This window comes from Vibrio sp. Vb1018, assembly GCF_033338775.1.
In the GTDB taxonomy this organism is placed as follows: Bacteria; Pseudomonadota; Gammaproteobacteria; order Enterobacterales; family Vibrionaceae; genus Vibrio; species Vibrio alginolyticus.
Genome location: NZ_JAWOTI010000002.1, coordinates 309687 through 331036, shown reverse-complemented (window position 1 = coordinate 331036; position 21350 = coordinate 309687). Strand labels below are relative to the sequence as shown.

At 46.4% G+C, this 21350-nt stretch carries 17 protein-coding genes; 14 read left to right on the top strand and 3 right to left on the bottom strand.

The genetic code is table 11. The features are described 5' to 3' along the window. Nucleotides 1–74 precede the first annotated feature (74 nt). The 3 genes from R7Z10_RS03830 to R7Z10_RS03820 all read right to left on the bottom strand — a co-directional run bounded on the left by R7Z10_RS03830 (nt 75) and on the right by R7Z10_RS03820 (nt 3399). Nucleotides 75–1682, bottom strand: a complete 1608-nt coding sequence (locus tag R7Z10_RS03830; protein WP_053349203.1) for a carboxyl transferase domain-containing protein — start codon at nt 1680–1682, stop codon at nt 75–77. A gap of 115 nt (nt 1683–1797) precedes the next feature. Next, a complete protein-coding gene (locus R7Z10_RS03825) occupies nt 1798–2967 on the bottom strand; it encodes an isovaleryl-CoA dehydrogenase (protein WP_213869863.1) in 1170 nt (389 codons plus the stop codon). A 45-nt stretch (nt 2968–3012) separates the two neighbouring features. Next, nucleotides 3013–3399, bottom strand: coding sequence for a MerR family DNA-binding transcriptional regulator (locus R7Z10_RS03820; protein ID WP_005373242.1), 387 nt, complete (start codon nt 3397–3399; stop codon nt 3013–3015). 209 nt (nt 3400–3608) lie between these two features. On the opposite strand from R7Z10_RS03820, the gene R7Z10_RS03815 reads away from it, so the two are divergent. The 14 genes from R7Z10_RS03815 to choV all read left to right on the top strand — a co-directional run bounded on the left by R7Z10_RS03815 (nt 3609) and on the right by choV (nt 21280). Then, the gene (locus tag R7Z10_RS03815; RefSeq protein WP_318104021.1) at nt 3609–4787 is read left to right on the top strand and encodes a thiolase family protein; all 1179 of its coding nucleotides are present in this window, start codon (nt 3609–3611) and stop codon (nt 4785–4787) included. A gap of 70 nt (nt 4788–4857) precedes the next feature. Next, the gene (locus R7Z10_RS03810) at nt 4858–6351 is read left to right on the top strand and encodes a CoA-acylating methylmalonate-semialdehyde dehydrogenase (protein ID WP_047101355.1); all 1494 of its coding nucleotides are present in this window, start codon (nt 4858–4860) and stop codon (nt 6349–6351) included. 93 nt (nt 6352–6444) lie between these two features. Beyond that, a complete protein-coding gene (locus R7Z10_RS03805; RefSeq protein WP_005373226.1) occupies nt 6445–7599 on the top strand; it encodes an acyl-CoA dehydrogenase family protein in 1155 nt (384 codons plus the stop codon). Nucleotides 7600–7648: 49 nt separating this feature from the next. Continuing rightward, entirely contained in the window at nt 7649–8425 is a 777-nt protein-coding gene (locus R7Z10_RS03800) for an enoyl-CoA hydratase (protein WP_017633670.1), read from the top strand. A gap of 10 nt (nt 8426–8435) precedes the next feature. Further along, on the top strand, nt 8436–9566 hold the full coding sequence (locus tag R7Z10_RS03795; RefSeq protein ID WP_171343166.1) for an enoyl-CoA hydratase/isomerase family protein: 1131 nt from the start codon (nt 8436–8438) through the stop codon (nt 9564–9566). A gap of 19 nt (nt 9567–9585) precedes the next feature. Further along, nucleotides 9586–10482 (top strand): 3-hydroxyisobutyrate dehydrogenase, encoded by an 897-nt coding sequence (gene mmsB / locus R7Z10_RS03790; protein ID WP_318104017.1) that lies wholly within the window; start codon nt 9586–9588, stop codon nt 10480–10482. A gap of 9 nt (nt 10483–10491) precedes the next feature. Continuing rightward, complete coding sequence (locus tag R7Z10_RS03785; protein ID WP_318104014.1) at nt 10492–11250, top strand: SDR family oxidoreductase; 759 nt, start codon at nt 10492–10494, stop codon at nt 11248–11250. A 435-nt stretch (nt 11251–11685) separates the two neighbouring features. Further along, entirely contained in the window at nt 11686–13626 is a 1941-nt protein-coding gene (locus tag R7Z10_RS03780) for a diguanylate cyclase (RefSeq protein ID WP_318104011.1), read from the top strand. A gap of 605 nt (nt 13627–14231) precedes the next feature. Beyond that, nucleotides 14232–14831 carry a transcriptional regulator BetI gene (betI, locus tag R7Z10_RS03775; protein WP_017820329.1) on the top strand — a complete coding sequence of 200 codons (600 nt, stop codon included), beginning with the start codon at nt 14232–14234 and terminating at the stop codon, nt 14829–14831. An 18-nt stretch (nt 14832–14849) separates the two neighbouring features. Then, entirely contained in the window at nt 14850–16310 is a 1461-nt protein-coding gene (gene betB, locus R7Z10_RS03770) for a betaine-aldehyde dehydrogenase (RefSeq protein WP_025767886.1), read from the top strand. 180 nt (nt 16311–16490) lie between these two features. After that, nucleotides 16491–18206 (top strand): choline dehydrogenase, encoded by a 1716-nt coding sequence (betA, locus tag R7Z10_RS03765; protein WP_005373209.1) that lies wholly within the window; start codon nt 16491–16493, stop codon nt 18204–18206. Nucleotides 18207–18242: 36 nt separating this feature from the next. After that, nucleotides 18243–19181, top strand: coding sequence for a choline ABC transporter substrate-binding protein (locus R7Z10_RS03760; RefSeq protein ID WP_005382646.1), 939 nt, complete (start codon nt 18243–18245; stop codon nt 19179–19181). Between the two features lie 75 nt (nt 19182–19256). Further along, nucleotides 19257–20099, top strand: coding sequence for a choline ABC transporter permease subunit (gene choW, locus R7Z10_RS03755; RefSeq protein ID WP_005392552.1), 843 nt, complete (start codon nt 19257–19259; stop codon nt 20097–20099). 2 nt (nt 20100–20101) lie between these two features. Continuing rightward, nucleotides 20102–21280, top strand: coding sequence for a choline ABC transporter ATP-binding protein (gene choV / locus R7Z10_RS03750; protein WP_042523602.1), 1179 nt, complete (start codon nt 20102–20104; stop codon nt 21278–21280). Nucleotides 21281–21350: the final 70 nt, after the last annotated feature.

The window sequence follows — 21350 nt, the reverse complement described above, 5'->3', positions numbered from 1 at the left end:
TATTTCAATGCTCGCTAACCATTACTTGTTAAACATCGGTATTCGCGAGGAGTTAAGGTTTGCCTTGCATCCGACTACATACGGAAGATGCCAAATTTGCTGTCTGGTATCGGCGCATTAAGCGCAGCAGACAGAGCAATGCCGACAACATCACGGGTTTTCGCAGGGTCAATAATGCCGTCGTCCCACAGGCGTGCACTGGCGTAGTATGCATGGCTTTGAGTCTGATATTGCTCCGCAATTGGACGTTTGAACGCTTCTTCTTCCTCCGCGCTCCAGCTTTCACCTTTGCGAGTTTTGATATCGCGGGTCACTTGCGCCATCACGCCAGCCGCTTGCTCTCCACCCATGACGGAAATACGTGCGTTTGGCCACATCCACATCATGGTTGGATCATAAGCGCGGCCACACATGCCGTAGTTTCCTGCGCCATACGATCCACCAATAACCACGGTAAACTTCGGCACGTCTGCACATGCAACAGCAGTTACCATTTTCGCACCATGTTTGGCGATGCCTTCGGCTTCGTACTTCTGACCGACCATAAAGCCCGTGATGTTCTGCAAGAAGAGCAGAGGAATTTTGCGTTGTGCGCACAGTTCAATAAAATGCGCGCCTTTTTGTGCTGATTCCGAAAATAGAATGCCGTTGTTAGCGACAATGCCAATCGGCATACCGTGAATATGGGCAAAGCCACAGACCAAGGTTTCGCCGAACAAGGCTTTAAATTCATCGAACTGGGAATCATCAACAATTCGGGCAATGACCTCTTTAACATCAAACGGCTTTTTAAGATCGGTTCCGACGATGCCGTACAGCTCTTGGGCAGGAAAACGTGGTTCCTGTGGTGCTTTTTGCTTGAGTTGAACGGGTTTCAAGTGGTTGATTTGTGAAACCGCTTGTCTTGCCAACTCTAACGCGTGGTGATCATTTTCTGCGTAATAGTCCGCCACACCAGAGGTACGGCAGTGAACGTCTGCGCCACCAAGATCTTCCGCGCTGACTTCTTCACCTGTCGCTGCTTTTACAAGAGGTGGACCTGCCAAAAAAATCGTGCCTTGTTCTTTGACTATGATGGATACGTCGCACATGGCAGGGACATAAGCGCCGCCAGCGGTACATAGCCCCATGACCACCGCAATTTGTGGAATGCCTTTGGCCGACATACGGGCTTGGTTGTAGAAAATACGGCCAAAATGGTCTTTATCTGGGAAGACTTCATCTTGGCGGGGGAGGTTAGCACCGCCAGAGTCGACTAAGTAAACACACGGCAGTTGGCATTTTTCTGCAATTTCTTGTGCTCTTAAGTGCTTTTTCACGGTGAGTGGGTAGTAACTGCCGCCTTTTACCGTCACGTCGTTCGCGACGATCATGCACTCAGTGCCGTCAATCACACCCACACCTGCAACCACTCCAGCACATGGAACGTAATCTGGATACACATCCCAGCCAGCAAATTGACCAATTTCTAGAAAGGACGAACCAGGGTCGAGTAGGGCAAGAATGCGCTCACGTACCGGAAGTTTGCCTTTCTTCTGCTGATGCTCGCGGGCTTTCTCACCGCCACCATCTTCTATTTGAGCAGTCACGGTATAAAGTTGATCTACAAGTGACGCCATAGAGCGGTAGTTTTCCTGATACTGCTCTGAATGGGTATTAATATTGGTCGTCAAACAAGCCATAAATAGCCGATCTCCATTCGGTAGACGGGTGTCACCACCCGTCTTTATTTAGGTTGAATAAGATTTAGATTGAATAAGGAAGTTGTTTCGAGTTCGAACCGCCTAGGTATGATGATTAGGCGCTTTCGTTAAACAATTCGCGACCAATAAGCATGCGGCGAATTTCTGAAGTGCCCGCACCGATTTCATACAGCTTGGCATCTCGCAACAAACGGCCCGTATCAAACTCGTTGATGTAGCCGTTACCGCCAAGTAGTTGAATCGCATCCAGTGCCATCTTGGTTGCCAGCTCTGCGCTGTAGAGGATCGCGCCAGCAGAATCTTTACGGGTGGTTTCACCGCGATCACAAGCGGCAGCGACGGCGTAAACATACGCTTTAGCGGCATTCATTTGTGTGTACATATCCGCGATTTTTGCTTGAACTAGCTGGAATTCACCGATGGATTTACCGAACTGTTTACGGTCGTGAATGTAAGGCACAACGGTATCCATACACGCCTGCATGATGCCAAGTGGGCCGCCTGCAAGCACCACACGTTCGTAGTCGAGGCCGCTCATCAATACTTTCACGCCTTGGTTTTCTTCGCCGAGAATATTTTCCGCAGGGACTTCGCAGTTTTGGAAGACCAGCTCACACGTATTCGAGCCGCGCATACCCAACTTGTCGAGTTTTTGTGCTTGAGTAAATCCAGGGAATCCGCGTTCCACAATAAATGCCGTGATGCCTTTGGAGTGCTGGCTTGGGTCGGTTTTTGCGTAGACAACATAGGTGTGTGCATCAGGGCCGTTGGTGATCCACATTTTGTTGCCATTTAATAGGAAAATATCGCCTTTACGTTCGGCTTTAAGCTGCATAGAGACCACATCAGAGCCGGCGCCGGGTTCACTCATAGCAAGGGCGCCGATATGTTCACCGGAGATGAGCTTAGGTAGGTATTTCTCTTTTTGCGCTTGTGTGCCGTTACGGTGGATTTGGTTGACGCAAAGGTTGGAGTGAGCGCCGTAACTTAACGCAACCGAAGCGGATGCTCGGCTGATTTCTTCCATAGCGATAACGTGGGCGAGATAGCCCATGCCTGCACCACCAAACTCTTCGCTGGTGGTCACACCTAAAAGACCCATGTCACCTAATTTGGACCAAAGATGGTTTGGAAAGTCGTTAGTTTGGTCGATAGATTGCGCTAGCGGCGCAATTTCTCTTGCAGCAAAACTATTGATTTGCTCGCGAAGCAAATCGGTATTTTCGTCATAAACAAAGTTCAGGGAAGAGTAGGTAGATTTCATTGCGTGTCCTTGCCTTTACGTCACCTACATCCCAGAGTTGAGGTGTTAGGTGACTTTTTCGCCTTTCATGGATCTCAGTGTGTTTTGGCATCGCAACTGCGCAGCATTTAACTCCATCATTACCGCTTGAATGTCGTTTGCTTGCTGTTGCAATGCTGCCTTCTTCTCTTCGATCAACCGAATCATATAGTTCAACTGCTCAGTACTTTGATCGGTATCGTAGAGTTCAAATAACTCTTTGATATCTGCAAGAGAAAAGCCCAATCGCTTACCTCGCAAAATCAGTTTTAGTCGAATTCGATCACGACCATTGTAGATTCGAGTGTTGCCTTTACGTTCTGGAGTTAGGAGACCTAAATCTTCGTAGAAGCGAATGCTTCGAGTAGTAATGTCGAACTCTTTCGCGAGCTCGCTGATCTTAAATGTGTTCATTCCTTAACCTTACGACTTTCGTATAACATTTACATGAATATACAATTCGTTAACGTTAAAGTAAACAAACAACATCCACTCTTGAGCCTTGATATCACTCGCATTTACTCGAAATCAAAGAATCACTCGAACAAACAATAACCTCAAACTTGACGTTAACGTAAATGTTAGTATAGTTATGACGTAAACGTCAACAAAAGGTTAATGGAATGAAAAATGAAACATGGATTGTTGCCGCTAAGCGAACGCCTATCGGCTCTTTTCAAGGTGCATTAGCTTCAACAGATGTCACGGAACTCGGTGCGAAAGCCATTCAAGGGGCGCTAGCCGAAAGCCAACTCGATGTGCACAAAATAGACGAAGTGTTGATGGGGTGCGTTTTACCCGCCGGTGTGGGGCAAGCGCCTGCAAGACAAGCAAGCCTTAAAGCTGAAATGCCACAATCGATTGGTTGTACGACACTGAACAAAGTTTGTGGATCGGGTATGAAAACCGTGATGCTGGCATATGACCTTATTCAATCTGGTAATGCGCATGCTGTCATCGCTGGTGGCATGGAAAACATGTCGTCTTCTCCTTATCTATTAAAGAAAGCGCGTGATGGTTTCCGTTTAGGTCACGAGCAAGTGCTTGATCACATGTTTTATGACGGGTTGCAGGATGCCTACCAAGGCGAGCTGATGGGTGTCTTTGCAGAACAGACGGCGCAAAAGTATCAGTTCAGCCGTGAAAGTATGGATGCCTGGGCGCAACAGTCGTTGACTCGTGCGCAGCAAGCAATCGAACAAGGTTTGTTCAAAGAAGAGATCGTGTCTGTTAACGTAAAAAGTCGACGCGGCGAAACCTTGGTTGTAGATGATGAGCAACCGAGCAAACTCGACGTCACTAAAATTCCTGCCTTACGCCCTGCGTTTGCCAAAGATGGCGGCGTAACCGCAGCAAACTCTAGTTCCATTTCGGATGGTGCGTCGGCAATGATCTTAGTCGATAGTGAGTTTGGTCGTCAGGAAAACCTTCAGCCTCTAGCCAAAATTGTCGCGTACAGCACGCATGCAAGACAGCCTGATGAGTTCACCATCGCACCAGTCTTCGCGATTGAATCGCTGCTGGAAAAAACGGGCTGGGACAAATCAGACGTGGACCTTTGGGAAATCAATGAAGCTTTTGCTGTCGTGACTCAATACGCGGTGAAAGCTCTCGAACTGGACGAGAGCAAAGTGAACCCTCGCGGAGGGGCTTGTGCGCTGGGGCATCCAATAGGCGCAAGTGGCAATCGAATCCTTGTCACTTTGATTCATGCGCTAAAACAAACTGGTGGTAAGCGTGGCGTTGCATCGCTTTGTATTGGCGGCGGCGAAGCTACCGCTATCGCGATTGAAATCTGCTAAATCACTCTCAACAAAGTTTCACTTACATAACAGTAGTTAGTAACAAGCTGAAAAATACAAGGATGTCATCATGACAGAACAAGTAAAGCAGTATATCGGTGGTGAATTTGCCATCTCCGATTCAAAACAATGGCTAGATGTAACCAACCCGGCAACCAACGAAGTGATTGCACAAGTACCTTGTGCCACGGAATCGGAAATGAATGCGGCGATTGCCAGCGCAACAGAAACGTTCAAACGCTGGAAAGAAGTTGCAGCGCCGGAGCGTGCTAGATTGATGTTGCGCTACCAACATTTGCTAAAAGAGCAACACGATGAGTTGGCGATACTGCTTTCAAGTGAGACAGGCAAAACCCTCGCGGATGCAAAGGGTGACATTTGGCGTGGGATTGAAGTCGTAGAACAAGCGGCGAACATTTGTAGCTCAATGATGGGCGAAACGGTTGAGAATGTCGCAACCAATATTGATGGTTACTCTTACATTCAACCGCTCGGTGTTTGTGCTGGCATCACACCGTTTAACTTCCCTGCGATGATCCCATTGTGGATGTTCCCGATGGCGATCGCTTGTGGCAACACCTTTATTTTGAAGCCGTCAGAGCAAGTGCCACTAACGGCAATGAAACTGGCGGAGCTGTTTGAACAAGCTGGCGCACCAAAAGGCGTATTGCAAGTTGTTCACGGGACCAAAGAGCAAGTCGACCGCATTCTGACTGATCCAGTTGTTCGTGCGATCTCTTTTGTTGGCTCTGTGCCCGTTGGTGAGTACATCTACAAAACAGGTACAGACAACCTGAAACGCGTGCAGTCATTTGCAGGTGCTAAGAACCACATGGTCATCATGCCGGATGCAAACAAACAGCAAGTCATCAATAACCTAGTTGGCGCGTCAGTTGGTGCTGCAGGCCAACGCTGTATGGCGATTTCGGTTGCCGTATTTGTCGGCGAAACCAAAGAATGGATTCCAGAGCTTAAAGAGGCGTTAGCTCAGGTTCAGCCTGGCGCGTGGGATGATGAAACCGCCGGTTATGGTCCGCTGATTAGCCCTCAAGCGAAGCAGCGAGTGGTGAATCTGATTAATGAAGGCAAAGCGTCAGGCGCGAATTGTGTTCTGGATGGAACAGACTGCCAAGTGCCTGGCTTCCCGAACGGTAACTGGGTGGGGCCAACACTGTTTACCAACGTGACCACAGACATGTCGATTTATCAGGAAGAAATTTTCGGGCCTGTGCTGTTAACTATGGAAGTGGATGACCTAGATGAAGCGATTAAACTGATCAATGCAAACCGCTTTGGTAATGGTACGTCTATTTTTACGGCGAACGGCGCTGCCGCGAGAAAGTATCAACACAATATCGAAGTAGGTAACGTAGGCATCAACGTGCCGATTCCGGTGCCATTGCCATTTTTCTCATTTACTGGGTGGAAAGGCAGCTTCTACGGCGACCTGCATGCTTACGGTAAACAAGCGGTTCGCTTCTACACCGAGACGAAAACTGTCACCGCGCGTTGGTTTGAAGATGACATTCCAAGCGGTCCAAACATGACCATTCAACTTAGCTAATTACTGGATTAGCGACACCTCTAGCCAAGCGCCACCGTTTAAGTGGGCTTGGCTCGGATACAAATGCAACGAATTAGACCTTAGGACTTCAAGATGGATTTTGAATTAAACGAAGATCAACTCGCGTTTGCCGAAGTAGCAAAGCAGTTTGCAGACCAAATGTTAGCGCCTCATGCGGCCGAGTGGGATGAAAACCATCACTTCCCTAAAGATGTACTGCGTCAGGCGGGTGAGCTGGGCTTTCTGAGCATCTATACGCCGCCAGAGCATGGTGGCTTAGGGTTATCTCGTTTGGATGCGGCGATCATTTTCGAGCAGTTGGCTATGGGTTGTACCGCGACTACTGCGTTTATGACCATTCACAACATGGCGACGTGGATGATCACCAGCTTTGCCAAAGCAGAAGTGGCGCAGCAATTTAGCGCGGATCTAATTTCGGGTGAAAAGCTCGCTTCCTACTGTTTAACCGAACCTAATGCCGGCTCTGACGCCGCTTCTCTAACGACTAGCGCAGTGCGTGATGGCGATGAGTTTGTCCTCAATGGAGCAAAAGTGTTTATCTCGGGTGCGGGTGATACAGATGTATTGGTCGTGATGGCGCGTTCGTGTGGTGAAGGAGCGGGTGGCGTTTCTGCATTCGTTGTTCCTGCTGATTGCGAAGGCATTAGCTACGGTAAAAAAGAAGCCAAAATGGGTTGGAACTGCCAGCCAACTCGCATGATTACCTTCGAAAATGTTCGTATTCCGGCTGACTATCTGTTGGGTGAAGAGGGAGAAGGCTTTAAGTTCGCCATGCTTGGCCTTGATGGTGGTCGAATCAATATCGCTACTTGTTCCGTCGGTACTGCGCAACAAGCACTGAACGAAGCCAAGCAATACATGAACGAACGCAAACAGTTCGGCCGTTCACTGGCGCAATTTCAAGCGTTGCAGTTCAAGCTTGCTGATATGGCGACTGAGCTGGTCGCTGCGCGTCAAATGGTGCGACTCGCTGCCGCTAAACTCGATGCCCAGCACGCAGAAAAAAGTGCGTACTGTGCCATGGCAAAACGCTTTGCTACTGATGTGGGCTTTAAAGTCTGCGATCAGGCGCTGCAAATTCACGGTGGCTATGGCTACATCAAAGAATATCCAGTCGAGCGCCATTTCCGAGACGTTCGTGTTCACCAAATCCTTGAAGGTACCAACGAAATCATGCGTCTGATCGTCGCAAGACGATTACTAACGGAAGGCGTTGAGCTGCTTTAGTCAGCGAGACACAGCCTTACCTAAAGAAATTAAAAAGGACTGAAAGATTATGACGGCACAAATCAAATTAGAGCGCGAAGCGCATATTGCCAAGCTCACGATTAGTAATCCGCCAGCGAACACTTGGACGCTTGAGTCTTTGAATCAGCTAAAAGAGTTGGCAATTGAACTTAGTAATGATCGCTCTATTTATGCGTTGGTTTTAACAGGCGAAGGCGAGAAATTCTTTTCTGCTGGAGCAGATCTTAATAACTTTGCATCGGGTGATAAATCACAAGCAGCAAACATGGCGTTCGCATTTGGTGAAGCGTTTGAAGCGCTTTCTGCATTCGATGGGGTTTCTATCGCAGCGATTAATGGTTACGCGATGGGCGGCGGTCTGGAAGTGGCGATGGCGTGTGACATTCGTATCGCAGAAGAACAAGTACAAATGGCACTTCCTGAAGCATCGGTAGGTTTGTTGCCGTGTGCGGGTGGGACGCAAAACCTGACCGCGTTGGTAGGTGAAGGTTGGGCGAAGCGTATGATCCTGTGTGGCGAGCGTGTGACGGCCGAGCGAGCGGAAAAAATTGGGTTAGTCGAAGAGGTGGTGGCGAAAGGTCAAGCACTCGAAGCGGCTATGGAGCTAGCACAGCGTGTTGCAGGTCAATCACCGAAATCTGTGTCTGCGTGCAAAACGCTAATTCAAGGTCGACGCAGCCAAACTCATGCAGCTGGATTGGTTTTGGAGCGTGAACTGTTTTTGCAGCTGTTCAATACACAAGATCAGACTGAGGGTGTGAATGCGTTTTTGCAAAAGCGCAAGCCACAATGGACAAACAGCTAGCGGAGGCCAAATGACAGGTACAGTAAATGTTTCAAAACTTGAGTGCGCTGATGGCTCTGTTATTGGTGTGCTAGAGCTTGATAACCCAGCAGCTCTCAACGCGTTGAGTTACGTGATGATTGAGAAGTTGTACAAACAGCTTAATGAATGGCAAACGGACGACAGCGTCATCGCGGTATTCTTGCATGCTCAAGGTGAAAAAGCGTTTTGTGCTGGTGGTGATATTCAAGCGATCTACCGTGCACTTGAAAACAAAGAGCAAGACTTTGATTCTGCGTTTTCAGCGATGGAAACCTTCTTTGACCTCGAATATCGCTGTGACCATCTTATTCATACTTATCCAAAACCGATCATCGCGTGGGGACATGGTTATTTGATGGGCGGGGGAGTTGGCCTGTTTATGGGTGCCAGCCATCGCGTAGCAGAAACCACCACACGCTTTGCAATGCCAGAGATTAAAATTGGCCTTTACCCAGATGTAGGCGCGACGTACTTCCTAAACCAGTTGCCAAAACATTTGGCACTTTTCCTGAGTTTGACAGCTTGCCAAATTAACGCAACAGATATGAAAGCGTTGGGGTTAAGCCAATGGATTGCACAGCCAGAAAACAAGCAAGTGCTGCTGGATCTGCTTGCATCGGTAAGTTGGAAAGGTGAAGCGAACATCAACGAAAAAATCGCCACTACGCTGCGTTCGGTACACGTGGACGAGCCAACCGAAGGGATGTTGATGCCCTATGCGGAATTGATTGAGCAGTTATGTTCGGGTGACTTAGCGTCAATTGTTGATGCAATCAGCCGTGCTAACGTTGATAGCAAGTGGTTCGTCAATGCGCAAAAAGCACTGAACTATGGCAGTCCGTTGTCGCTCAGTATCACTTATCAGCAGTTAACGCAGTATCAAAAACTCTCTTTGAAAGCGTGTTTTGATATGGAATTTAACCTAACACTACGTTGTGGCTTAGAAGGTGATTTTAGAGAAGGGGTTCGTGCGCTGATTATTGATAAAACCAATCAACCGACTTGGCAACATCGCACGGTTTCTGACGTAACGCCACAAGTTTTGGAGCGCTTCTTCTCGCCAATTGACTCAGCAGAATACCCACTGACCGCATCGTCGGTAGCTATAGCGGCACTTTAGTACAAGGAAGAAATACGATATGGACAAAATTGCATTTATTGGCCTTGGTAACATGGGTGCGCCTATGGCTAAGAATCTACTCAAAGCGGGCTTGAATGTCGAAGTATTTGATTTGAACCTAAGCGCAGTTGAGGAGTTGACCGCATTGGGCGCTTCAAGTGCCGATTCCGTTCAGCAGGCAGTACAAGGTGTGGAGGTGGTTGTCACTATGCTGCCAGCGAGCCAACACGTTCAAAGCGTTTATCTTGGTCAAGATGGCATCTTAGATAGCGTCGAATCAGGCACCTTGCTGATTGATTCATCCACCATCGATCCTACGACTGCTCGTTTGGTTGGCGAAAAAGCATCGCAACTTGGTATCAGTTTTGTTGATGCACCAGTATCTGGTGGCGTTGCGGGCGCAGCAGCAGGTACGTTAACTTTCATTGTTGGCGGCTCACAAGAGAACTTTGTTCAAGCCAAAGCGGTGCTTAGCCACATGGGTAAAAACATCTTCCATGCTGGTGATGCTGGAGCTGGTCAGGTGGCGAAGATCTGCAATAACATGATGTTGGGCATTTTGATGAGCGGCACCTGTGAAGCACTCAATTTAGGGATGGAAAACGGACTCGATCCCAAAGTGCTTTCCGACATCATGTTGCAAAGTTCAGGGCGTAACTGGGCGCTAGAGCTTTATAACCCTTGCCCAGGTGTGATGGAAAATACGCCTGCAAGCAATGGTTATCAAGGCGGCTTTATGAGCCAGTTAATGGCTAAAGATCTGGGTCTTGCGATGGAAGCGGCGGTTGCCAGTCAAACATCAACGCCAATGGGCAGCTTGGCTCGTAATCTGTTTAATTTTCACAACAGTCAGGGCAACGGGCAAAAAGATTTTTCAAGCTTGTTTGAGTTCTACCAAAAGCAAAATCAGGCCTAAGGAGCGCTTATGGAGTTAGCAAATAAGGTCATTGCGATCACGGGGGCAGGGCAGGGGCTGGGTAAACAAATGGCACTGTCACTGGCGGAAAATGGCGTTCATCTTGCGCTTATCGACCTCAATTCAGAGCAACTGGCTGAAACGAAAGCGGAATGTGAATCTCTCGGCGTTACCGCTCGCTTTTATGTGACGAACGTGACTGACGAACAGCAGGTGTGCACTGCTTTTGAGCAAATTGAGGCAGATTTCAAGCAGCTCAATGGCGTTATCAATAACGCAGGTATTATGCGTGATGGTATGTTCATTAAAGTCAAAGATGGTCAGGTTAACACGATGTCGCTGGAACAATTTCAGTCTGTTCTAGATGTGAATGTAACAGGCACTTTCCTGTGTGGCCGTGAAGCGAGCAGGGTAATGCTGAACACCGATAGCAAAGGGGTTCTGATCAACATATCCAGCGTTGCGCGTGCCGGGAATATTGGTCAAACCAACTATTCAGCATCTAAAGCGGCGGTAGCCACCATGGCAACGGTGTGGGCGAAAGAGTTAGGGCGTTTCGGAATTCGCTCAGTGGCGATTGCTCCGGGTGTCATCAAAACTGCCATGACAGACCAAATAAAACCTGAAGCGATGGAACGTTTAATCGGAATGATTCCGGTTGGACGTTTAGGTTTGGCGGATGAAATTTCATCGACCATAAAATACGTGTTAACCAACGAATTCGTGACCGGAAGAGTGTTCGAAGTCGATGGCGGAATGCGAATGTAACCCCTTCTGCAACATAAAAAAGGGGAGCGAGTTTGATTGTCCGCTTCCTTCCATTTTCTCCTTTCTTTTATTGCTTCTATCTGAAAAATGTATTGGATGCATGGTCGACTGCTATCTCATCGAACGGTATAAAAATTGATTCTATTTCTAATGTGAATGGTTAGTTCTATATTGCTTGTCATGTAAATGTATCAACTCACAACTAAGACGATCTTTTGTCTCACTAACGAGATCGTCATTCTTGGTGTGTAAAAAACACTCTTATTGGTCATATTGTAACCGAAAACTATTTCGGCATCTAAAGATGGTGATTTATTATTCAGCGCAAAATACATGGGAATATGAGGCTGACTGAATAACCTTCAGTTGTCTTAATAATAAATAATCAGAATTCTCAATTACACTGAAGTAACTACCCATTAGGGAAGAGCAATAATGTCACTATTTCATTCGCTTAGGACGATGCCGCTATTATTGGGGTGTCTGTGTTTTTCTGTTCAGGCCTCCACAGAAAAGGTGGAACAGGAAGGTAAGTTTTTACAGTCGTTAGAAGGCATCGAAAATCAAATTTACGCATTACCTCAGAGTTCTTTAGCTTTGATTGAAGCGTTAGAAGAAGAGTCTTTACTACAAAACCAACCAACAGCGCTGTTGGTGCGTTACTGGCTTGCCAAGGCCACGGTTTTAGAGCTGCTAGGGCGCGTAGAAGAGAGTCAGAGTGTCGTTCAAAAAGGATTGGAGCTTGTGCGTCCACAGAGCCATGAGTATCTCCTGTTTAAGTTGATTCAGATGCGAACTATGGTTGGAAAGAGCGATATCGATACCGCGCTTTCTGCGTTGGATAGCTTGTTGGAAACATCGCGTGAGAATGGTGATAAGCAACTTGAATCAGAAATCCTGTTGCTAAAAGGACGCTATTACGATGAGCAAGGTGAGTTTAAAAAATCCTATGCTGCACTTATGTCGTCCATGGATGCGGCTGAATCTTCAGGTGTTCACGGGTTGGTCGAACGTGCAGCATTAGAGCTAGGTGACGTGCTTGTCAAAATTCAGGGCTACGACCGATCTGAGGCGCTTTTGGAACAAGCATATCGCTACTTTAGGGATAGGCGTATGTCGTTCAATGAGTTGTTGAGCGTTTTGACGATAGCGAAACTTCATAAAGCACAGTTCCAATACGAAGAGGCGATAGCGTCATATCAGCGAGCGTTAAAGCTGGCGGAGAATTTACAGTACAGAGAAACGTCTAGCGCGTATTTGGCAACATTTAAGTTGTTACAAGCCGAATATATGTTAGAGCAGCAGCAATTTGAAATACTTTTAGCGATGATCGCGCCAATGCTGCCGGAGATTATAGAGAGTCGATACGTCAAGCAACAGCAAATGGAGCTACTAAAAGTCGCCGCTATGGCCTATGCGGGAAGCAATGACTTTAAACTAGCATTCGAAACTTACGGTAACTATCACGATAAATTTATCCAATTTAGCAATCAAAGAGAAGTTGAAAATCTTGAGCGCCAGCAGACGTTATTTGAGTTGGAACGACTTGAATATGAGAACGAAGATCTCAATTGGAACAATGTGTTGCAGCGTATGGAGCTAGAAAATAACCGTCGTACTTTTTACTTATTGGGTGAAGCGCTACTTGCGCTCATCGGTGTTCTATTTTTGATGGCGGTAGTATTTCTCGTCGTCAATCGCTCGCGTTTGAGAATGCGTCGCCTCGCAAAGACAGACACATTGACAGGGTTGTTCAATCGCCGTTTTTTAGAGGACTGGTTCACTAAGCCAGTAGAAGTGAGGCGTGAGCGAAAAGAGAAACCGGTACCTCAATCTAAGCAAGAAAAGATACAACACTTTGTTTTTGAGCAAGTCGAGCAAGTTAAGTACGGTTATCTAGCTTTAAATAAATGGGTAGATAGCAAACTCGATAAACAGAAAATGGTGCCAAATAAACCACAATCGGGGCCAGTAACTTTAGCGTTAATCGATGTGGATTATTTCAAGCAGGTAAATGATACCTATGGGCATGTGTTTGGAGATACCGTACTAACGGGCGTTGCCAAAGTGTTGGAGGAAACTGTACGTGAGAACGACATTGTTGCTCGCTTTGGTGGTGAAGAGTTTGTTGTTGTTATGCCCAATACAGACCATAAAAACGCCCTTATTACTGCAGAACGTTTACGTAGCGCTTTATCCCTACATGGCTTTGTTACGGAACAGAAAGAAGAAGTGAGAGTGACCTGTAGTTTTGGAGTCGTTACCACTGAAGATAATGAGATGAGTTTTAAATCACTTTGCGATCAGGCCGATAAATTGCTTTATCAAGCGAAAGCGAACGGACGCAACTGCGTGAAAGGTCGCTCGCTAGCGTAACAGAAATCAAAAGTTCAGGCTCATCGCACGATGAATCTGAACTTATCCCTCCCATTTACTTTGATAGCCAAGTGACTTTGAGATCCTTGCTTCGAATATAAAACGCTGAATCTAACATCTTAAAGTCACTTGGCGATATTACTTAAAAATGGCTTAAGGATATCGAATCGCATATTCATGGCGTTCAATATAACCTCTCTTTTTGCCTCCTTCACCTTCAAAGTGCGAATGCCACTTGTGTATACAAAACTATAATAAACTAGTGTGTCTATTCTTTGTACAAACAAACCATGTACAGGTGAAATGATTAGTGGTCGATATAAATTTTTTGTGGCACAGATTTTTGTTGTTCAAAAATCAACTCGTTCATCATCGTTTTAAAAATAGAGAAAGAGTTAAGTGTTTGATTTTGTTTTTCTTGTTTGTTTGTTCTTAAACTGAAATCTAGTTATCCCAACAAGTTCTTACCGAGCGATTTTTCGTACACCCTCAACTTTTCATCCTTTTTTACTAACATTTTTCTTTAAAAATAATTTGAGTTCGAATTAATTTTCAGGCATTTTATATTTAACTAACCGTTCAATTAAAAATAACAGGGACGCAAAATGCCAAAGGTGGGGATGCCTGAAATCAGAAAACCGCAGCTTGTGAAAGCGACAATGTCAGTGATTGATAGAGTCGGTTTACACGCGGCGAGTATTTCGTTAATCAGCAAAGAAGCCGGTGTATCAACGGGGATTATCAACCACTATTTCGGTGGTAAGCACGGATTGCTGGAGGAAACGATGCGAGAAATCTTGCGTCAGCTTTCGTCCACTATCACACAGAAGTTACGTGAGTTGCCAAGTGATGCTCATCACCAAAGAATTAACGCCATCATTGATGGTAACTTTGTCGGCTATCAGGCAGAAAACCAAGTTGCTAAGACTTGGCTGGCGTTTTGGTCGTACTCAATGCATGACGAGCAGCTCAAGCGTTTGCAGCGTGTCAACGAACGACGTCTATTGTCCCATCTAAGAAAAGAACTCAAAGCATTATTAAATGCAGAGCAGGCTGAATTGGTTGCTCATGGTATTGCATCACTTATTGATGGAATTTGGCTGCGCGGAACGCTCAACCCGCAAGGCATTGATGCAGAAAGAGCGAGAATCATCATCAACGATTATCTCGAAAAACAACTTACGTTTTATTCTGAAAAAATATAAAAGTTACAGGTCTTCAAAATGGAAATGAAAGCACACTATATCAATGGTGCGATGTACGACGGGTGTTCAGATGAACACTTCACCACTTACAATCCGGCGAATGGTGAGCCATTGGCCAACATTAAACAAGCGAACCAAGACGATCTTCAAGCAGCGATTGAATCGGCCAAGAAAGGTTTTGCTGCATGGTCGGCGATGACTGCGATTGAGCGCAGCCGTATTTTACACAAAGCCGTTGCCATTTTACGTGAGCGTAATGACGAGCTGGCTGCATTGGAAGTGGCAGATACTGGTAAGCCCATTCAAGAAGCTATCGCGGTTGATGTCACAACAGGTGCCGATGTTCTTGAGTACTACGCTGGCCTTGCTCCAAGTCTACAAGGTGAACAGCAGCCACTCAGCGACGATCAGTTTTTCTATACACGTCGTGAGCCATTGGGCATTTGCGCGGGTATTGGCGCTTGGAATTATCCAATTCAAATTGCGATGTGGAAATCGGCGCCAGCACTCGCTGCGGGCAACGCAATGATCTTCAAGCCATCAGAAGAAACACCATTAACGGCGCTTAAGCTCGCCGAAATTTATTCAGAAGCGGGCATGCCAGATGGCGTATTTAATGTCGTGCAAGGGGATTACCGAGTAGGACAGATGCTAACGGCGCATCCTGATATCGCAAAAGTGTCATTCACGGGTGAGTCAGGCACCGGTAAAGTCGTCATGAGTGACAGCGCTAAGACACTAAAACAAGTAACGATGGAGCTGGGTGGCAAGTCTCCGCTGATTATTTTTGATGATGCGAAGTTAAACGATGCCGTTTCTGCGGCCATGGTGGCGAACTTCTACACCCAAGGTGAGGTTTGTACGCATGGTACACGTGTATTTGTCCATGAAGGTATTTATGACGACTTTATCGCACAGCTTAAAGCCCGAACCGAGCTGTTAGTCGTCGGCGATCCGCTTGATGAGAACACGCAAATTGGCGCGCTAATCTCTAAAGATCATGAATCGAAAGTTCTAGGAGCGATTGAAGCCGCGAAAGCGAGTGGCGCGACGTTACTGACTGGCGGCTACAAAGTAACAGACAATGGTCTAGCTAATGGTAACTTTGTTGCTCCAACCGTATTTGTCGATTGCGATGATGACATGAGCCACGTTCAACAAGAAATCTTTGGCCCGGTAATGTCAGTTCTGAAATTCCGCGATGAGTCGGAAGTGATTGCGCGCGCAAATGGCACCGATTATGGCTTAGCGGCAGGTGTCTTTACTCAAAACCTATCTCGTGCGCACCGTGTGATACACCAAATTCAAGCGGGTATTTGTTGGGTGAACACATGGGGTGACTCACCTGCGGAAATGCCAGTTGGCGGCTACAAGCAATCAGGTGTTGGCCGTGAAAACGGAGTCGAAACCCTTAAACATTACACACAAACGAAGAGTGTTTTGGTTCAGCTAAGCGACTTCGAAAGCCCTTACAAATGATACTACTCATAGTAGATAACTGACCACTTTAGCTTGTTAAAATGCTCGATAACTACGTTGTCAATTTTGATTGTAGGTTAACTACTTATCAAAATTTCCGCCTTGTTCTCAAGCATTTTTCCTACGCTAATTTCGTTCACTTATCTACGGTGATGAGTATTAACTCCTAGGAGAATAAAAATGCAACAACACTACGATTACATCATCGTCGGTGCGGGTTCGGCCGGCTGTGTGTTAGCGGATCGCTTAAGTGAAAGTGGTCAAAATTCGGTCCTATTACTCGAAGCGGGTGGGTCGGATAAAAGTATTTTTATACAAATGCCAACAGCGCTTTCTTACCCGATGAACACTGAAAAATACGCGTGGCAGTTTGAGACGGTTGAAGAGCAAGGGTTGGATGGTCGCCAACTTCATTGTCCTCGCGGAAAAGTTCTGGGCGGTAGCTCATCTATCAACGGCATGGTTTACGTTCGCGGACACGCTTGTGACTTTGACCAGTGGGAAGAGGAAGGTGCGAAAGGCTGGAATTATCAGTCGTGTTTGCCTTATTTCCGTAAAGCAGAGTCTTGGATTGGTGGTGCTGATGAATATCGGGGCGATCACGGTCCAGTCGGCACATGTAACGGCAACGATATGAAGCTCAATCCACTGTACCAAGCTTTTATTGATGCAGGCAAAGAAGCGGGCTACCCAGAAACAAAAGATTACAACGGTTATCAGCAAGAGGGCTTTGGCCCAATGCATATGACCGTCGACAAAGGCGTACGCGCTTCGACCTCTAATGCATACTTAAGCCGCGCTAAAAAACGCAAAAACTTCACCCTAATGAAGAGGGTGACGGTTCATCGAGTTTTATTAGAAGAAACTGGTGCAGAAGGTAAGAAAGCGGTAGGCGTTGAATTTGAAAAGTCAGGTTCAATTCAGCAATGTTTTGCGAATAATGAAGTGATTTCGAGTGCGGGTTCGGTTGGCTCCGTTCAGCTGTTGCAGCTTTCAGGCATTGGCCCTAAGGCAGTATTAGAAAAAGCGGGCATTGAGGTGAAACACTCGTTGGAGGGAGTAGGTAAAAACCTGCAAGATCACTTAGAAGTGTACTTCCAATATCACTGTAAACAACCTATCACGCTCAACAGCAAATTAGGGTTGGTGAGCAAGGGCTTGATTGGCACTGAGTGGATATTAACTCGCAAAGGCCTTGGTGCTACTAACCACTTTGAATCGTGTGCGTTTATCCGCTCTCGTGAAGGACTAAAGTGGCCAAATATTCAATATCACTTCTTGCCAGCGGCAATGCGCTATGACGGGCAAGCTGCTTTTGATGGTCATGGTTTCCAAGTGCACGTCGGACCTAACAAGCCAGAAAGTCGCGGGTCGGTCGAAGTTGTCTCTGCGAATCCGAATGATAAGCCGAAGATTGAGTTTAACTACATTTCCACTGAACAAGATAAGCAGGATTGGCGTGATTGTATTCGCCTTACTCGCGAGATCCTCAATCAGCCAGCCATGGATGAGTTTCGTGGGGACGAGATCCAACCCGGTCTGAACATCACAACGGATGAACAGATTGATGAATGGGTGAAGCAAAACGTCGAGAGTGCTTACCATCCATCTTGTACCTGCAAAATGGGCGCAGATAATGACCCATTAGCCGTCTTAAATGAGCGATGCCAAGTACGCGGTATTCAAGGCTTGCGTGTGGTGGATTCTTCTATTTTCCCAACCATTCCGAACGGTAATTTAAATGCGCCAACGATTATGGTGGCAGAACGCGCCGCGGATATGATTTTGGATAACGCCCTAGAAACGTCGAACAACGTACCAGTTTGGATTGCACCGGACTGGCAAGAGATGCAACGAATGCATCCGCCAAAAAGAGATCTCGATTCGATCTCATAAAATGAAAAAGTCAGTAATCATTACAAGGAATTCAACATGTCTAAGATGACAAAAATCTTCTCAACAATTGCACTAAGTACTTTAGCAACAGGCGCTTACGCCAACCAATGTGAAACGGTTCGTTTCGCAGATGTAGGTTGGACTGACATCACAGCGACCACTGCCGTTACATCAGAGTTACTTAAAGGGTTGGGGTACAAAACGAAGACCGATCTTCTGTCTGTGCCTGTAACTTACTCCTCTATGGCTAATGGCGATATCGACATTTTCTTAGGTAACTGGATGCCAACGATGGAAGGTGATATCGCGAAATACCGTGATGCAGGTACTGTTGAAACCGTACGCGCGAATCTCGTTGGCGCAAAGTACACGCTAGCGGTTCCAAAATACGTTTATGACGCAGGCGTAACCAACTTCGCTGACCTAGTAAAACATGCCGACAAATTTAAAGACCGCATTTACGGCATTGAACCAGGAAACGATGGCAACCGCTTAATTCAGTCAATGATTGATAGTAACGCATTCGGCCTAAAAGATTTCAGCCTAGTTGAGTCCAGTGAAGCTGGCATGGTGTCTCAAGTATCACGTGCCGCACGCCGCAATCAATGGATTGTGTACCTAGGTTGGGCGCCGCACCCAATGAATAGTAACGTTGAAATGGAATATCTAGCGGGTGGTGATGACTTCTTCGGTCCTAACTACGGCGGCGCGAACGTCTACACAAACGTACGTAAAAATTACCTCGCTGAGTGTCCAAATGTAGGTCAGCTAGTGAAAAATCTAGAGTTTAACCTAGAAATGGAAAATGAACTGATGGAAGCGATTCTTAACCAGAAACAGAAGCCATCAAAAGCAGCGCAAGCATGGTTGAATGCAAACCAAGAGCAAATTGAAGCGTGGCTAGAGGGCGTGAAAACGGTAGATGGCCAAGATGCGCTAACAGCTATTACAAACTACTTAAAAACAAACGCTTAATAAGCAGTATTTGAGCTCGTTTTTTTAAAAGAAAGTGGGCAGTTTTGCCCGCTTCATTAACACAAAGGTTTTATTTTGAATTTTATTACGGACAACAAACTACCGTTGGGCCAATGGATGGAAACTGGCGTCGATTGGTTAACCATCAATGCATCGGGTTTTTTCGATGCAATCTCTATTACACTTGAAACGATCATTCTTTTCGTGGTGGACATTTTTAAATGGATGCCACCTGCAGCGCCAATCATTATGACGGCGGCAATTGCTTGGTTCTTACACCGCAGCATTCCTCTTGTCGTATTTATCGTGTTGGCCTTACTCGCAATTCTCAACCTTGGTTACTGGCAAGAAATGCTGGAAACCTTTGTCCTTGTGTTTGCAGCGACAACGATTTCCGTATTAATTGGCGTGCCGTTGGGCATTATGGCGGCGCACCGTCCTTGGTTATACACCTTGTTGCGGCCAATACTCGATTTAATGCAGACCGTCCCGACATTCGTTTACCTAATTCCAACCTTGGTTCTGTTTGGATTGGGTATTGTTCCTGGCCTAATCTCGACCATCATTTTCGCTATCGCTGCGCCAATTCGATTGACGTACCTCGGCATTATTAAAGTGCCGGAGGAGCTACTTGAAGCGGGTAAAGCATTTGGTGCCAGCCGTATGAAGCTACTGTTTAAGGTGGAGTTACCTGCGGCATTGCCAAGTATTATGGCTGGCGTTACGCAGTGCATTATGTTGTCTCTTTCTATGGTGGTCATTGCGGCGCTTGTTGGCGCTGATGGACTTGGTAAGCCAGTCGTACGTGCACTGAATACGGTAAACATTTCACAAGGTTTTGAAGCTGGTTTAGCGATTGTACTCGTTGCCATCATTCTTGATCGCTTGTGTAAAGCACCAAACCAGAAGGAGGCATAATCATGGACGCTATTACTATTAAAAATCTTGATGTCGTTTTTGGTCAGCAACAAGCACAGGCGCTAGCACTACTAGATCAAGGGAAGTCTCGACAAGAAATCATTGATGAAACTGGCCAAGTGGTTGGGGTTGATAATGTTTCGCTGAACGTGAAACAGGGTGAGATCTGTGTCTTGATGGGGCTTTCGGGCTCGGGTAAATCAAGTTTGCTGCGAACGGTTAACGGGTTGAACGATATTTCTCGTGGCTCTCTGAAAATTAAAGACGGCGACGACATGGTTGAGCTCTCTAACTGTGACGAACAGAAGTTGCGCCACCTTCGTACTCACCGCGTATCCATGGTGTTTCAGAAGTTTGCATTGATGCCATGGTTAACGGTATTAGATAACGTTGCGTTTGGTCTAGAAATGCAAGGCATTGGCAAAGCAGAGCGCCGTAAAAAAGCGCGTGAACAGCTCGAAATGGTCGGTTTGTCTGAGTGGGAAACGAAATTCCCGCACGAGCTCTCTGGTGGTATGCAGCAGCGTGTTGGCCTAGCGCGAGCGTTCGCGATGGACACAGATATCTTGTTAATGGATGAGCCGTTTTCAGCGCTTGACCCATTGATTCGCGCTCAGCTTCAAGATGAATTGATTCTGCTTCAAGAAAAGCTAAACAAAACCATTCTTTTTGTGAGTCACGACTTAGATGAAGCACTTAAAATCGGTAACAACATCGCCATTATGGAATCAGGAAAGCTGATTCAACATGGCAAGCCAGAACAGATCATTCTTGCTCCAGAAAACGATTATGTGGCGGACTTTGTTGCTCACACTAATCCATTAAATGTGCTGAAGGGACGTTCCTTAATGCGTGACGATTTGGTTCGCGAAGATACGCGTGTTCTGATTTGCCCTGATAAAGATATTTGGGTGATACAAGAGAGCAAGGGGTTAAGTTTAGCGGATAAAGATAAATCGTTGATTCAATGGAAGAGCGACTCTTCGAACCTTGACGAAGTTAATGAAAACTCTCTGGTTCAGGTTAGCCCAGAAATCAGTATGCGAGAAGCGATTGAACTTAAACAGCGTAGCAATCAGCCTCTGCTTATGGTTGAAGATAATAAGCTGGTTGGTGTGTTAAGCGACAATGAGCTTTACGATGCATTGCTTGGTAATTTTAAGTCAGAGCAAGTAGCGTAAAGTTGACGCAGAACCAAGTAAAAAAGAGCCGCACATTAATGCGGCTCTTTTTAGTTTAAACAATGACTTA